The following is a 13339-nucleotide window of genomic DNA, read 5'->3' on the forward strand; positions in this document are numbered from 1 at the left end:
CCCTCCGGACTGGCTTTTTGCGTTCAGGGAGAAGGTGAATGATTGATACCGGTGGCGTACATTTCACTCAGCATCCGGGTCCTGCCAGGCAACCTGAAGGCGCTAAAAGCCCTCAGGGGCTTCAGGGCAAACTGCAGGGAGAAGGGCTGGTTGCTACCTCTGATACCGCATCCAAATTCGCTGATGCTGCAGAAGAAATGTCGTTCATAGCAGGTCAGTTCAAAAATAAAACGTCCGATAAGCGTAAGTTCAAGACCGGCACCGGACTATCCGCTTCCATTCTCGAACGTATCAAGAAAATCCAGACCATACAGGGTGTACAGGGCGTTAAAGACCTTCTTAATAATTTCCAGACTCAGCAAAATCTCACCAATCAGCAAATTCGTGAAAAGCTGGAAGAATTTTCAGACGATCCCGTTGACCAGTTTACCGCCCTGGATATTGCGGCAGATTACTTTGAACAACTGGGTGACAAGCAAAAAGCGGACCAGTTACGGGGAGTCAGGGATGACATCAGGACTGAGCACGAGTCACTGATCACCGCTGCGTCTAATATCTCGGAAGATGCTGCTGAGTTTTCTCATTTTGGTGGTGTCCGGGAGATACGGGAAGCCTACGACAGTAATGTTCAATCCTATGTCCGCGATGACCAGTCACTGGAAAAACTCCATCACTTCCTTACTGAAAACTATGGTACCGATGATGTCGAAGAAGCCATTCTTATGCAGTTGAAGTTACTGTCATCTGAAATGGCCTCCATGACACCATCAGCGCCACCTGAGCATCTTGATGCCATCGTCAAAGACCTGAGCAAGTTGAAGCAGCTGGTGGCTATTAACGACAGCTGTCTTGAAACTGAAGAGCAGCTGGTAAGAACTTACCCGCAAACGGAACTGAATGAGAATGTCCTGATGGGACAATTGCTCAATCTGGTTCAACAGCAGTGGGTGACGGAAGCTGATTTTGAAAAAATACCCGACGCTATGAATGTTCAGCAGCTTGACGCACAGATATTTACACTGACGAAAGTGGTGGCCATGGTCAGAATGATTCCGGAAGAAGTTTTTGCTAATGACGATACCAAGCTGGCTATTATCGCTGCTGCTACTGAGGGACTGGACTCGAAGATTGAGCAGGAAGCTGAAGAGGATATGGCAATCAGTCAGCAGGATTCAGGCAGCATTATTGGTGAAGTTATGATTGATCTTCCAGACGCAAACAAATCCTTATGAGGATAACAACGCTATGGATTGGCGAGATGACGTAATAGCCGATATAGGCAAAGGAATGGGCATTGACAACCTGAGCTTTGGTGAGAGTGGTGTACTCAGTCTTGATTTTGAACGTCGTGGGGAGCTGTATCTTGAACAGCAGGAAGACGGCGTATTAATGTACCTGGTGCGCTCTATCCCGCTTCATGACAGCCTTGGGCTTCTGGTTGAAGCCTTAAAAGAATGTCATTACACGAAAGCTTCAAAGTTTCCAATGCAGGTGGGCTTAAAAGGAGATGAAGAGCTTTTGCTGTTTATCTATCTGGCTAATGAGGAGTTTTCCAGACCTAATATTGAAACGACTATCGATACACTGACTCAGCAGTTTGAAAAGATTGGGAGTGTCTGACTTGCAACGGGTGGTCTGGAGGCTGACGGGGATCACCTTAACGAGAGTATGAATGCGACTCAAGAGGTCCAAAAAATGGCCGAAAATATTACCAACTCCAGCCAGCTGGCTGAAAAGGCTCTGGAATCTCTGGAGCCGACGGCATCTCCCGATCAGGCCGATGCTTCAGCAGCAGAAAAATTTGGAGAACTGCTCTCACAAACCCCGGAAAGAAATGTTAACGGGCAAAATGTCCTGACAGAAGGTGTTGAAAAAACGACACCGGTTGAAGGAGATGCATTAACGCTGGGAGATAAAATTCTCCGGGGTATGCAGGGTTTAAGAGATCATGTAGAGGCAGGAAGGGCTGATGTCCAGAGTGCCATGACACCACCTCAGGAAGGTGAGGTCATGAATATGCAACAGATGTTTAAGACTCAGATGGCGATGACTAACCTGATGGTGACTGAGGATTACATCGGTAAAATCGTCAGTAAGAGCACTCAGACGTTCGATACGCTGTTGAAGAACCAGTAAGGGTTCCGCGCTGGTTTGAAAGCAATAGTTCGGAACCTTGTAACCAGCAGGTTGCTCCCTGATGAAGCACGACTTACAACGCAGGCTCAGGATACTGGGCGTCATTTCTTTCAGTTTACTGCTGGCGGCTTGTAAGGTTGAACTCTATTCCGGTCTCAGCGAGAAAGAAGGCAATGAAATGCTGGCTATTTTGCTGGATGGCGAAGTAGCGGCAGAGAAAATAGTCGACAAAGACAAATTAGTCACGCTGATGGTTGGGTCGGATGAAGTGTCCCGTTCCATCAAACTCCTCAAGAGTCTGGGTTACCCGAAAGAAAAATACTCTTCCATTGGTGATATTTTTCCCAAAGACGGTTTGATCTCTTCACCGACCGAAGAACGGGCTCGTTACACTTACTCAATGTCTCAGGAACTGTCGTCCACCCTGTCGATGATTGATGGTGTGATTACGGCTCGTGTTCATGTGGTATTGCCGCAGGAGCAGGACACCCTGAGCGATGTCAACTACCCGTCTTCGGCTTCTGTCTTTATCAAATACACACCAGAGCTGGAGCTGGCGGGGTTTATACCGAAAGTAAAAACACTGGTTTCAAACAGTATTGAAGGTCTGTCTCTGGACAAAATCACTGTTTCCCTGTTCCCTGCCACTCGTATCAATCAGAACAGTTTGCTGGCTCCTGACAAGGTCAGGTCAAACGCTACCTTGATCATCTTTATTCTGCTTGGACTGGTGGTGCTTATTCTGGCGGGCGCAGGTGGTGCTTACTGGTGGTTTTATATGCGGACTCCGGCTAATTCCGGAGGTAAGGCTAAATGAATGCCTCTCACCCACTGATTGATGAGCGGCAAAGCCTGGATCTGTTTCAGCGAGTCGCCGAGTTCAACCTCTATCTAGTGCGTTACATCGACTCGACCTGGCTGACCACGGTGAAGCTTTCGCCTTTAGTGTCACAGCTGCGAAAAGCGGGAAATGCCGATTTTCACCTCTCCCATTACCTTTTAACCCAGTTCTCCCTGCACGATAATTATGATTACGATTTTGAGGAACCTGCTAAACGAATTGGACTGGTAACAACGGAAGTATTGTTGGAAACAGCTACTTATATTGGCATTGTTCTCAACGAAAATGTCATTCGAAATGCTGTTCGCCGGAATGAACGGGCGGCTCTGGAACAATGCCTTGGGACTGACGCCTATCGGTTTGCAGTAAAAAAAGCACAGTTTATCAGTCGCGCTGCCAGCAAACAGGGGCCGAGCTTACTGATTGACTGGAATCACCTGCAACGTTTTAAACAGTATCTGCAAACCAGTGGGTTACAGGTTATTGGCAAGGCTTTCTCTCAGGCACCAGTATCTTTCAGAAAGCGACTGGAACTAAAGTTACCCCAGTCATGCAAGGAAGCGTTGACGAATACCCGGGCAGTGAATCTGTCTGACACCGAATGCGTGAATTTATTGGTCAAGACATTCAGGGAGGTCGACAAAGAATGGCGTCTCCTGTTGTCCTGATTGATGGGGTGCTGCACATTGATCCGGCAGCCAAGGTATTGAAAGCCAGTGATTACGCTCGTTATCTGGAAGCAAAAGATATTATTGAATCGGCCGGGCAGAAAGCCGGGCAGATTCTTGAAGCGTCCAAAGTCGCCTATGAGCAGGAAAAGCAAAAAGGCTATGAAGACGGTGTAGCCGAAAGCAAGATAGATCAGGCTGACCAGATGTTGAAAGTTGTCAGTCGAACCATTAACTATCTTGCAGAAGTGGAAACAACGCTGGCTGAGATTCTTATGTCCGGGGTGAAAAAAATCATTGGTGAGTTTGACCAGGAAGAGCTGGCTGTTAACCTGGTTCGTAATGCTTTGCAGCATGTCCGGAATGAAAAACAGGTAACGATTCGCATTCCTCCCAGCCAGTACAATATGGTCAAGGCTAAAGTAAACGACATTCTTTCTGAATATAAAGGCGTTGGCTTTATTGATCTTGTTGCAGACCAGCGTCTCTCAACCGGTGACTGTATTATGGAGAGTGAGATCGGTGTCGTTGATGCCAGCGTTGATCTGCAAATTGCTGCACTGCAAAAGCGTTTTGAAAAAATCCATAACTCTGCCGTTAAGAGTATCAGCAATGACGACAGCCTCTTAGGTCTTGATTGAAGCTATAATATCTATTCTTTGCTAGATTTTCTGTTTGCCTGCGGAGCGAATTCTGACACCTGTCTTGCTTTGCCAGCAATTTTTAGCAGGAGTGCTGAGTTATGAGTGATGATATATGTATGATTTGCCTGCAAGCCTTTGATAACGAAGTCAGGCCAGGTTTATCCCATGATAAGGTTGCTCTGCCATGCTTTGAGAGCCATGTCTTTGGGAGACCCTGCATAGTTGCCTGGTTTGACAATGGACACCTATTGTGTCCATTCTGCCAAAAAAAAGTATCGGAAGAGTTCGCTGCGGGCCTGAATAACAGGACATATTTCCAGAGAATGATCGACGCAGCTACCCGTACTGGTATTTCTATCTGGAATGTTGCGAAGGATGTCATTTTGGCCACCCCATTTCCAACCGCTCTCGGCGTGATAGCCCATACAACGAATCAGTCTTCTATAGCTCTTGGTCCTCTTGCTCTGTATAACAATATTGGCGCACTTGTTACTGGTTTTGTAGGGGGTATCGTTTTAGGGGGATTTGTTAAGATCGGTCACTTGCCCCTCATCAGAGTTATCCCGCATGGTGAACTGATGGCCAGCTTGGCACAGATAACAGCTGCTTCCGGAGCCTTGCTTGGACATGGCAGCTACCCTCCTCTGGCTTTTCTTGGTTTATCACAAACTGTCGCTAATGGTGTTTATGGTTTTGGTTTTGGTTTTGAACTTGTCAGTGTAGTAACACGACGGCTTGGTGAAGCAGTCTGAACCGGCAGGAATAGCCCTCCCGCAATTTTCAGGAGGTACAGGGCGATAGCACTCAACCAATGGCTATCTGGTACCGTTCAGGTATTAAGAACAAGTTGCCAGGCTCCTGGCATAAAAAAGTGTAAGGCCAAAGTAAACGACATTCTTGCTGAATATAAAGGCGTTGGCTTTATTGATCTTGTTGCAGACCAGCGTCTTTCAACCGGTGACTGTATTATGGAGAGTGAGATCGGTGTCGTTGATGCCAGCGTTGATCTGCAAATTGCTGCACTGCAAAAGCGTTTTGAAAAAATCCATAACTCTGCCGTTAAGAGTATCAGCAATGACGACAGCCTTTTAGGTCTTGATTGAAGCTATAATATCTATTCTTTGCTAGATTTTCTGTCTGCCTGCGGAGCGAATTCTGACACCTGTCTTGCTTTGCCAGCAATTTTTAGCAGGCGTGCTGAGTTATGAGTGATGATATATGTGCAATTTGCCAGCAAGCCTTTGATAACGAAGTCAGGCCAGGTTTATCCCATGATAAGGTTGCTCTGCCATGCTTTGAGAGCCATGTCTTTGGGAGACCCTGCATAGTTGCCTGGTTTGACAATGGACACCTGTGGTGTCCACTCTGCACAAAAAAAGTATCGGAAGAGTTCGCCGCGGGCTTGGATAACAGGACATATTTCCAGAGAATGATCGACGCAGCTACCCGTACTGGTATTGCTATCTGGAATATTGCGAAGGATGCCATTTCGGTCACCCAATTTTTAACCACTCTCGGCATGATAGCCTATACAACGACGCATTCTTATCAGGCTCTTGGTCCTCTTGCTCTGTATAACAGTATTGGCGCACTTGTTACTGGTTTTGTAGGGGGTATCGTTTTGGGGGGATGTGTTAAGATCGGGCACTTGCCCCTTATCAGAGTTATCCCGCATGGTGAACTGATGGCCAGATTGGCACAGGTAGCAGCTGCTTCCGGGGGCTTGCTTGGACATGGCAGCTACCCTCCTCTGGCTTTTCTTGGTTTATCACAAACTGTCGCTAATGGTGTTTATGGTTTTGGTTTAGAACTTGTCAGTGTAGTAACACGACGGCTTGGTGAAGCAGTCTGAACCGGCAGGAATAGCCCTCCCGCAATTTTCAGGAGGTACAGGGCGATAGCACTCAACCAATGGCTATCTGGTACCGTTCAGGTATTAAGAACAAGTTGCCAGGCTCCTGGCATAAAAAAGTGTAAGGCCAAAGTAAACGACATTCTTTCTGAATATAAAGGCGTTGGCTTTATTGATCTTGTTGCAGGCCAGCGTCTTTCAACCGGTGACTGTATTATGGAGAGTGAGATCGGTGTCGTTGATGCCAGCGTTGATCTGCAAATTGCTGCATTGTAAAAGCGTTTTGAAAAAATCCATAACTCTGCCGTTAAGAGTATCAGCAATGACGACAGCCTTTTAGGTCTTGATTGAAACTATAATATCTATTCTTTGCTAGATTTTCTGTTTGCCTGCGGAGCGAATTCTGGCATCCGTCTTGCACTGTCAGCAATTTTTAGCAGGAGTGCTGAGTTATGAGTGATGATATATGTGCAATTTGCCAGCAAGCCTTTGATAACGAAGTCAGGCCAGGTTTATCCCATGATAAGGTTGCTCTGCCATGCTTTGAGAGCCATGTCTTTGGGAGACCCTGCATAGTTGCCTGGTTTGACAATGGACACCTGTGGTGTCCACTCTGCACAAAAAAAGTATCGGAAGAGTTCGCTGCGGGCTTGGATAACAGGACATATTTCCAGAGAATGATCGACGCAGCTACCCGTACTGGTATTGCTATCTGGAATATTGCGAAGAATACCATTTTGTTCTCTGAACCTTTCATCAATATCAGCTTGATAAGCTTTACAACGGCGAATTCTTATCGGGATCTAGGTCCTCTTGCTCTGTATAACAGTATTGGCGCACTTGTTACTGGTGTTGTAGGGGGTATCGTTTTGGGGGGATGTGTTAAGATCGGTCACTTGCCCCTTATCAGAGTTATCCCGCATGGTGAACTGATAGTCAGATTGGCACAGATAGCAGGTGCTTTCGGGGGCTTGGAGATTCAACTTCGACGACATCGCAACTACCCTCCTCCTCTGGCTTTTCTTGGTTTATCACAAACTGTCACCAATGGTGTTTTTGGTTTTGGTTTTGGTTTAGACATTGCCGATCTGGTAACGCGACGGCTTGGTGAAGCAGTCTGAACTGGCAGGAATAGCCTCCCGCAATTGTCAGGAGGTACAGGGCGATAGCACTTATTGATCTTGTTGCAGACCAGCGTTTATCTGCAAATTGCTGCACTGCAAAAGCGTTTTGAAAAAAACCATAACTCTGCCGTTAAGAGCATAAGCAACGATGCCAGCCTGTTGGGGCATGATTGAAACGCTGTGAAAGTCTGACTGCCGGCACTGCTCCGGCATTAATTGGATAACGAGCCATACCCCAGCATGATGATACTTCTGTCGAGTTTTTTATTGAGCTCTAAGTTGTAGAACTGGCATTTACCATTCCTGCAGCTTTTGGGTGTGGTGACTCTGGCAATGCGTTTCTTGCTGCCGGGAACGGATTGCAGTAAAAAACCAACGTAAGGGTCGTCGTGAGGCCTGATGTTGAAAATCCAGAATCTGCTCTCTTGCTGTGGGGTTAGCTTGCCAAGGTAGTAACAGTCTGCAATGCGGTCAAGCTGTCGAGTTTGCTCAGTTAATAGCAGAAGCATGCTAGCCCATCCCTCGTTAAAATTGGCAGACATCGCCAGTGGTATCTCACTAAGCGGCAAGCTATCGGATTCTTTGAATTCCTGCTTTTCATTCAGCAGAGCCTGTAGTGTGTGAAAAGTTTTTTCTAATTGTATGGCCAGAATAAAGTTTTCCTGTGCAGCAGTGTAAGTATGAATTTTTTCTTTGTTGCTTTTGCTGTCAAAGTCCTCGCAGACTCTAGCAAAGGCATGGAAAGGCAGTGACGGTAATATCAGCAGGTAGAAGGTAAGTAAGAGTGGTTTCATGCTAAAAATCTTTGGTTAATGTTTGAATTGTCAGGGTGTAGATAGTCTCTGTGTTTCTAATTGTCAAAGTGAGATGCAAAGATGTGACCGCTGTTTGTACTTTGACAGCCTTACGTCAAATACGGATTTAATTGAGGGATTTCGTGATTGTATTTTCCCTACCAAATCTCTACATTTCGCTAACAAATTAATTATTGACAATATGTATAAATAGACATCATTACTAGTGGAAAAACCGAGATTGTTATCGCAGCTATACTGGTGATCTGTTTATTGCAGTTTCCGTAAAACTTCAGTGTCCCAAGTCGAAGTATTCGACCATAACTAAATACTGTCAGTCTGGCTAATGGCACTCAGTATTCTGTTTTGCACCTGGCACCAAACGTCAGGAAGGCTGTTTGCATTATGAGTCTGGTTAATTTTTCAGGAAGCCTGAACGGGAATAGTGGTTGTAAACAGCCGCTATCCCCATTCAGGTTTTGTGCTTTTTTAGCAATTTCCAATAAACCCGTCCGGAACCAGAGACGCTTGCGATTCGGGTGCGCCGGACCCTCACAGAGGTTGGCATAATGCAAGTCATTAAGGCCGATGTAGTAATCGTAGGTGCTGGCGGTGCCGGTCTGCGAGCTGCCATTGCGGTAGCGGAAAAAGATCCGGGTCTGAAAGTGGCTCTGATCTCCAAGGTTTACCCAATGCGAAGCCACACTGTGGCCGCAGAAGGTGGATCGGCTGGCGTAGTCCAGGATCACGACTCTTTTGAAAACCACTTCGTTGATACAGTTTCCGGTGGTGACTGGTTGTGTGACCAGGAGGTCGTTGACTATTTCGTGCAAAACTCTACGGACGAAATGATCCGTCTGGAGCACTGGGGTTGTCCATGGTCCCGTAAGGCTGACGGTAACGTTAACGTCCGTGCTTTCGGTGGTATGAAGATCGAACGTACCTGGTTTGCGGCGGACAAGTCTGGTTTCCATATGCTGCATACACTGTACCAGACCTCTACCCAGTTCCCATCTATTGAGCGTTACGACGAATACTTCGCCACTGACCTGATCATGGAAGATGGCCGTGCTCAGGGTGTCACAGCCATTGAAGTAAAAACCGGCGAGCCCAAGGTATTTTTGGCCAAGTCCGTTGTTTTAGCTACCGGTGGTTCCGGTCGTGTATTCCGCTTTAACACCAATGGCGCAATCGTTACCGGCGATGGTCATGGTATGGCTCTGCGTGCTGGCGCGTCTCTGCGTGATATGGAATTCGTTCAGTACCACCCAACCGGTCTGCCAGGCTCTGGCGTACTGATGACCGAAGGGTGTCGCGGTGAGGGTGGTATCCTGCTGAACAAGGACGGCTACCGTTACCTGCAGGACTACGGTCTGGGTCCGGAAACACCGGTTGGCCAGCCCAAAAACAAATACATGGAACTGGGCCCCCGTGACAAGCTGTCCCAGGCATTCTGGCAGGAGCAGCGCAAGGGCCGCACCGTTAAAACCCCGCTGGGTGACGCGGTGATGCTGGACCTGACCCATCTGGGTGAGAAAAAACTGATGGATCGTCTGCCGCTGATCTGTTCCCTGGCCAAGAACTACGTGGGTGTTGACCCTGTCAAGTCACCCGTACCCGTTCGTCCGGCTGTCCACTACACCATGGGTGGTATCCGTACCGACATCACCACGGCAAGCGATATTCCGGGCCTGTTCGCTGCTGGCGAGTGTGCATCTGTGGGTATGCACGGTGCTAACCGCCTGGGCTCCAACTCCCTGGCTGAAACCGTTGTATTTGGTAAGGTAGCCGGTGACTACGCGGCTGACTTCGCCAGACAGGCTACTATGTCTGACGAGAAGAAGCTGCTGGATCAGGCTCGTGGACATCTGGATAACATTGAGTCCCTGCGAAATGCCAACGGTACTGAGAAGCTGTCTCACATCCGTAAGGAAATGGTTCAGACCATGGAAAAATGCTTCGGTATCTATCGTCTTGGTGACGAGATGCAGGAAGGCGTTGACAAGATGGCTGAACTGCGCGAACGCTTCAAGAACGTCAAGATCGAAGATAAGAGCAAGGTGTTCAACACTGAACTGCTGCAAGCCTTCGAACTGCAAAGCTCCCTGGCGGTTGCACACTGCATCGCCGTAGGCGGTGTAAACCGGAAGGAGTCCCGTGGTGCGCACGTGCGTCTTGATGATTTTGATACTCGTGACGATGAGAACTTCCTGAAGCACACCCTGACTTACTACAACGGCGATGCTGAGCCACGTGTGGAGTATCAGGAAGTAAATATCACCCGCTATCAGCCACAAGAGCGTGTTTATGGCGCTGCGGCTGAAAAGGGCGCTGCGGCTGTAAAGAGTGCTGCGGCTGTAAAGAGTGCTGCGGGCAAAGAGAAGTAAGGAGTATCGATTAATGAGCAACAAGACGATTACGATCGAGATTCTCCGTTACAATCCGGAGACCGATGAGAAGCCGGGCTACGGCTCCTTTGAGATTCCTTATGTTGAAGCCTGGTCCATGCTGGACGCGCTGGAGTACATCAAGGACGAACTGGACTCTTCCCTGTCCTACCGCTGGTCCTGCCGTATGGCGGTATGCGGTAGCTGCGGTATGGTCATCAACGGCACGCCAAAGCTGGGCTGTGAAACCTTCCTGCGCGACTTCTACCCGAACGCCATTAAGGTTGAGCCTCTGGCTAACTTCCCGATTGAGCGTGATCTGGTGGTAGACGCTGAAGACTTTATCAACAAGCTGGAATCCGTTAAGCCTTACATCATCAATGCGATGGAGAAGCCGGTTGAAGAGGGCGTGAATAAGCAGACACCTGAGCAGCTGGGCCTGTACAAGCAGTTCTCCATGTGCATCAACTGTATGCTGTGTTACTCCGCCTGTCCGCAGATGGGTCTGAACCCTCTGTTCACCGGCCCTGCGGTTATCGCCCTGGGACACCGTTACAACCTGGACTCCCGCGACGAAGGTTACGACCAGCGTACGGAAGTGATTCAGGGCAAGAATGGTGTCTGGTCCTGTACGTTTGTTGGTTACTGTTCAGAGGTTTGCCCAAAGAACGTTGACCCGGCTGCCGCTATCAACCAGAACAAGCTGCAAGGCTCCCAGGACTGGGCTCTGTCCTTCCTGATGCCACGCAAAGGAGCTAAGTGATGAGTCGTCGCCCTTATGTACGCCCGATGAAGCGTACCTGGTTTATGGATCACCCGTTCTATCGTAACTACATGGTGCGTGAAGCATCCTGTGTGTTCGATGCTCTGTACGCGGTTAACCTGTTCTGGGGTATCCTGCAGTTGCGCGAAGGCGCTGAAGCATGGAGCAGCTGGTTGTCTTTCCAGGCTAACCCGCTGATGATTCTGTTTACTGTGGTGACTCTGGGCATGACCCTGTATCACGCAGTGACTTACTTCGACATGACGCCCCGGGTTCTGCCCCAGTTCATTCGCAAGAAAGTGGCAGACCCTATTGTTAACAAGCTGATGTACGCAGGTCTGGCAGGTATCTCTGTTGTGATCCTGGCTGCAGCGGCAATGGTTTAAGGGAGTAAATAAGATGAGTCAGAAACGTCATATTGAACCCCTGCTGTGGAGCCTGTTTGGCGCAGGTGGTACCACCATCGCACTGTTTTTTCCGGCGATGATTCTGGTTATTCTGCTGTCTTCTCTGGGTGTGATTCCGGCTGAAGCGCTGTCTTATGAGCGTATGTCCGGTTTCTTCCTGAACAACCTGATTGGTCAGTTGGCTCTGCTGGCGGTACTGGTGCCGTCTTACTGGGCTTGTATCCACCGTATCTATCACGGTTCTCACGATCTGGGTATGCACCCTGGTGTTGGTGTGAAGATTCTGTGCTACGGCGGTACTCTGGTACTGAGCATTGCAACAGTTATCGCGGTACTGGTCTGATTCAGAGCTGAGCGATACAAAAAAAGGGGGGAGCTTTCAGGCTTGCCCCTTTTTTTTGTTTGTAACTATAAGGGGAGCGGCAATCAATAATTTACCGGTTCCGGAACAATTGTCACATCCCATTTCTTTAACTCAGAGTGGCGAATGATGTGAGGCTGTATTTCAGCTAATTCCTGTTTACTCAGTCTCACCCCTTTTTGATACGGTTGATCAAGTAGCTTCACTATCGGGTTCATGCATTTCCATACCATTGTCTTTGTCCACTCTAAAACAGACGTTACTGTGTTTAGAAGGCTGCCATTCCAATGGTTCTCAAGATAAGACCAGCCTCGTTCAATCGGATTGTACTTGCTGTGGTAGGGAGGGTAGTAAACCAGCCGTATTTTCAGCCCCACTTTTTTGGCAAACTCAACCATTCTGAAAAGAAACTGAGTTCGGTGGCTGTTACTTTCAGGACCGTTGTCTGCGTAGATAACCAGCTCATCGACATACCTGTTAGTTTCCCTCACCTGCTCCCACCACTGTTCAATGGCATCGCAGATAAAATCACTGGTTTTGTAAGAGTTACCGTAAAAGACATACAGTTGATCATTTTCCAGATTGAGTATTCCAAAGGGGATCATTTTTTCTTTGGTGGCCATATCATGATCCAGCGCTTTGACCGTTTCAGTTCCTCTTGCTTTACCACCTCTGGAAAAATTTCCAAGGTTAACCGTTGCTTTGCAATCAATGCTGATCTGAAGACTCTGCTTTCTCTGGCTTGCGGTGCTTTTTACTTGTTTGACGTTTTCAAAGATGGCATCGGTTTCCGGGATTTTTTTTCCGGCGTGGTCTTCTGTACCTTGTGAAGTTTATAGCCCATGCGGTTCAACATGTTGCAGAAAGTACGCTCTTTGGGAAGTAGCTCTTCCTGCCACCCTTTTTCATCAATCAGTTTTTTTCGAACAGCACTGGCTGTTATGCGAGCATAGGAGAACGTATTTCTGAGCTGCGGGTCAGCCTGACTTTCAGGGTCTACCAAGCTTCGAATGTCTTGTTCCAGTTGAGGATTTGCTACTTCTGCTTTTGGCTTGCCCTGAGATACGTAATTTCCATAACAAATAAGTCCTGTCCTTTTTTCATGCATCCCGAGTTCAACGGTATGACGACCAAAATTGAACTCGGTTTCAGTAAGGCGTGGACTACCAAAACAGAGCTGTTCAGCGACTTCAGCTATGAAGGCTCTGTGTTCAGAGCCTTTGAGCTTTTTAGCAGCAAGTATAATGAGGTGTTTGCATTCAGGGGTGACATTAACGCTGGACATGACGTTCACAATCAATCACAGAGGGAGTAAGCAGGAAAGATACTCCGGTAAAGTTTGTTATGCCACTCCCCTAAGTA

15 protein-coding genes and 1 pseudogene are annotated in these 13339 nt (G+C 47.9%); 14 read left to right on the plus strand and 2 right to left on the minus strand.

The window, feature by feature from the left end; translation table 11 throughout:
• The first annotated feature begins 38 nt into the window (after window positions 1-38).
• The 10 genes from NX720_RS17750 (at window position 39) to NX720_RS17795 (ending at window position 7262) form a co-directional block, all read left to right on the plus strand.
• Entirely contained in the window at window positions 39-1232 is a 1194-nt protein-coding gene (locus tag NX720_RS17750; RefSeq protein ID WP_262596364.1) for a TyeA family type III secretion system gatekeeper subunit, read from the plus strand.
• Window positions 1233-1245: 13 nt separating this feature from the next.
• Window positions 1246-1620 (plus strand): CesT family type III secretion system chaperone, encoded by a 375-nt coding sequence (locus NX720_RS17755; RefSeq protein ID WP_262596366.1) that lies wholly within the window; start codon window positions 1246-1248, stop codon window positions 1618-1620.
• A 75-nt stretch (window positions 1621-1695) separates the two neighbouring features.
• On the plus strand, window positions 1696-2136 hold the full coding sequence (locus tag NX720_RS17760) for an EscI/YscI/HrpB family type III secretion system inner rod protein (RefSeq protein ID WP_262596367.1): 441 nt from the start codon (window positions 1696-1698) through the stop codon (window positions 2134-2136).
• Window positions 2137-2197: 61 nt separating this feature from the next.
• Window positions 2198-2953: a type III secretion system inner membrane ring lipoprotein SctJ gene (sctJ, locus tag NX720_RS17765; RefSeq protein ID WP_262596368.1), complete on the plus strand. Its 756-nt coding sequence runs from the start codon at window positions 2198-2200 to the stop codon at window positions 2951-2953.
• Entirely contained in the window at window positions 2950-3645 is a 696-nt protein-coding gene (locus NX720_RS17770) for a Yop proteins translocation protein K (RefSeq protein WP_262596370.1), read from the plus strand. Before sctJ ends, NX720_RS17770 begins: the two co-directional genes overlap by 4 nt.
• Window positions 3624-4286 (plus strand): HrpE/YscL family type III secretion apparatus protein, encoded by a 663-nt coding sequence (locus tag NX720_RS17775; RefSeq protein WP_262596372.1) that lies wholly within the window; start codon window positions 3624-3626, stop codon window positions 4284-4286. The genes NX720_RS17770 and NX720_RS17775 overlap by 22 nt, the downstream gene beginning before the upstream one ends.
• Before the next feature lie 101 nt (window positions 4287-4387).
• Window positions 4388-5041, plus strand: coding sequence for an E3 ubiquitin protein ligase (locus tag NX720_RS17780; RefSeq protein ID WP_262596374.1), 654 nt, complete (start codon window positions 4388-4390; stop codon window positions 5039-5041).
• A 111-nt stretch (window positions 5042-5152) separates the two neighbouring features.
• Window positions 5153-5392, plus strand: a complete 240-nt coding sequence (locus tag NX720_RS17785; RefSeq protein ID WP_404831101.1) for a FliH/SctL family protein — start codon at window positions 5153-5155, stop codon at window positions 5390-5392.
• A gap of 101 nt (window positions 5393-5493) precedes the next feature.
• Window positions 5494-6141: an E3 ubiquitin protein ligase gene (locus tag NX720_RS17790; RefSeq protein WP_262596376.1), complete on the plus strand. Its 648-nt coding sequence runs from the start codon at window positions 5494-5496 to the stop codon at window positions 6139-6141.
• 452 nt (window positions 6142-6593) lie between these two features.
• Window positions 6594-7262 carry an E3 ubiquitin protein ligase gene (locus tag NX720_RS17795; protein WP_262596378.1) on the plus strand — a complete coding sequence of 223 codons (669 nt, stop codon included), beginning with the start codon at window positions 6594-6596 and terminating at the stop codon, window positions 7260-7262.
• A 215-nt stretch (window positions 7263-7477) separates the two neighbouring features.
• Here NX720_RS17795 and NX720_RS17800 read toward each other — a convergent pair whose 3' ends face one another.
• Window positions 7478-8059 (minus strand): hypothetical protein, encoded by a 582-nt coding sequence (locus NX720_RS17800; RefSeq protein ID WP_262596379.1) that lies wholly within the window; start codon window positions 8057-8059, stop codon window positions 7478-7480.
• 569 nt (window positions 8060-8628) lie between these two features.
• On the opposite strand from NX720_RS17800, the gene frdA reads away from it, so the two are divergent.
• The 4 genes from frdA to frdD are packed head-to-tail and all read left to right on the plus strand — an operon-like array spanning window position 8629 to window position 11959.
• Window positions 8629-10446 carry a fumarate reductase (quinol) flavoprotein subunit gene (gene frdA, locus NX720_RS17805; RefSeq protein WP_262596380.1) on the plus strand — a complete coding sequence of 606 codons (1818 nt, stop codon included), beginning with the start codon at window positions 8629-8631 and terminating at the stop codon, window positions 10444-10446.
• A gap of 13 nt (window positions 10447-10459) precedes the next feature.
• Window positions 10460-11209, plus strand: a complete 750-nt coding sequence (locus NX720_RS17810) for a succinate dehydrogenase/fumarate reductase iron-sulfur subunit (protein ID WP_262596381.1) — start codon at window positions 10460-10462, stop codon at window positions 11207-11209.
• On the plus strand, window positions 11209-11595 hold the full coding sequence (locus tag NX720_RS17815; protein ID WP_262596383.1) for a hypothetical protein: 387 nt from the start codon (window positions 11209-11211) through the stop codon (window positions 11593-11595). Before NX720_RS17810 ends, NX720_RS17815 begins: the two co-directional genes overlap by 1 nt.
• Before the next feature lie 13 nt (window positions 11596-11608).
• Window positions 11609-11959 (plus strand): fumarate reductase subunit FrdD, encoded by a 351-nt coding sequence (gene frdD, locus NX720_RS17820; protein WP_262596384.1) that lies wholly within the window; start codon window positions 11609-11611, stop codon window positions 11957-11959.
• Window positions 11960-12042: 83 nt separating this feature from the next.
• On the opposite strand, the pseudogene NX720_RS27225 reads toward frdD, so the two are convergent.
• Window positions 12043-13262: pseudogene (locus NX720_RS27225) on the minus strand (ISAzo13 family transposase).
• Window positions 13263-13339 lie beyond the last annotated feature (77 nt).

It is taken from the genome of Endozoicomonas euniceicola, assembly GCF_025562755.1.
Classification (GTDB): domain Bacteria; phylum Pseudomonadota; class Gammaproteobacteria; order Pseudomonadales; family Endozoicomonadaceae; genus Endozoicomonas_A; species Endozoicomonas_A euniceicola.

Coding starts and splice junctions, on each gene's coding strand:
- NX720_RS17750 (WP_262596364.1), top strand. CDS start 39: ATGATTGATACCGGTGGCGTACATTTCACTCAGCATCCGGGTCCTGCC.
- NX720_RS17755 (WP_262596366.1), top strand. CDS start 1,246: ATGGATTGGCGAGATGACGTAATAGCCGATATAGGCAAAGGAATGGGC.
- NX720_RS17760 (WP_262596367.1), top strand. CDS start 1,696: ATGGCCGAAAATATTACCAACTCCAGCCAGCTGGCTGAAAAGGCTCTG.
- sctJ (WP_262596368.1), top strand. CDS start 2,198: ATGAAGCACGACTTACAACGCAGGCTCAGGATACTGGGCGTCATTTCT.
- NX720_RS17770 (WP_262596370.1), top strand. CDS start 2,950: ATGAATGCCTCTCACCCACTGATTGATGAGCGGCAAAGCCTGGATCTG.
- NX720_RS17775 (WP_262596372.1), top strand. CDS start 3,624: ATGGCGTCTCCTGTTGTCCTGATTGATGGGGTGCTGCACATTGATCCG.
- NX720_RS17780 (WP_262596374.1), top strand. CDS start 4,388: ATGAGTGATGATATATGTATGATTTGCCTGCAAGCCTTTGATAACGAA.
- NX720_RS17790 (WP_262596376.1), top strand. CDS start 5,494: ATGAGTGATGATATATGTGCAATTTGCCAGCAAGCCTTTGATAACGAA.
- NX720_RS17795 (WP_262596378.1), top strand. CDS start 6,594: ATGAGTGATGATATATGTGCAATTTGCCAGCAAGCCTTTGATAACGAA.
- NX720_RS17800 (WP_262596379.1), bottom strand. CDS start 8,059: ATGAAACCACTCTTACTTACCTTCTACCTGCTGATATTACCGTCACTG.
- frdA (WP_262596380.1), top strand. CDS start 8,629: ATGCAAGTCATTAAGGCCGATGTAGTAATCGTAGGTGCTGGCGGTGCC.
- NX720_RS17810 (WP_262596381.1), top strand. CDS start 10,460: ATGAGCAACAAGACGATTACGATCGAGATTCTCCGTTACAATCCGGAG.
- NX720_RS17815 (WP_262596383.1), top strand. CDS start 11,209: ATGAGTCGTCGCCCTTATGTACGCCCGATGAAGCGTACCTGGTTTATG.
- frdD (WP_262596384.1), top strand. CDS start 11,609: ATGAGTCAGAAACGTCATATTGAACCCCTGCTGTGGAGCCTGTTTGGC.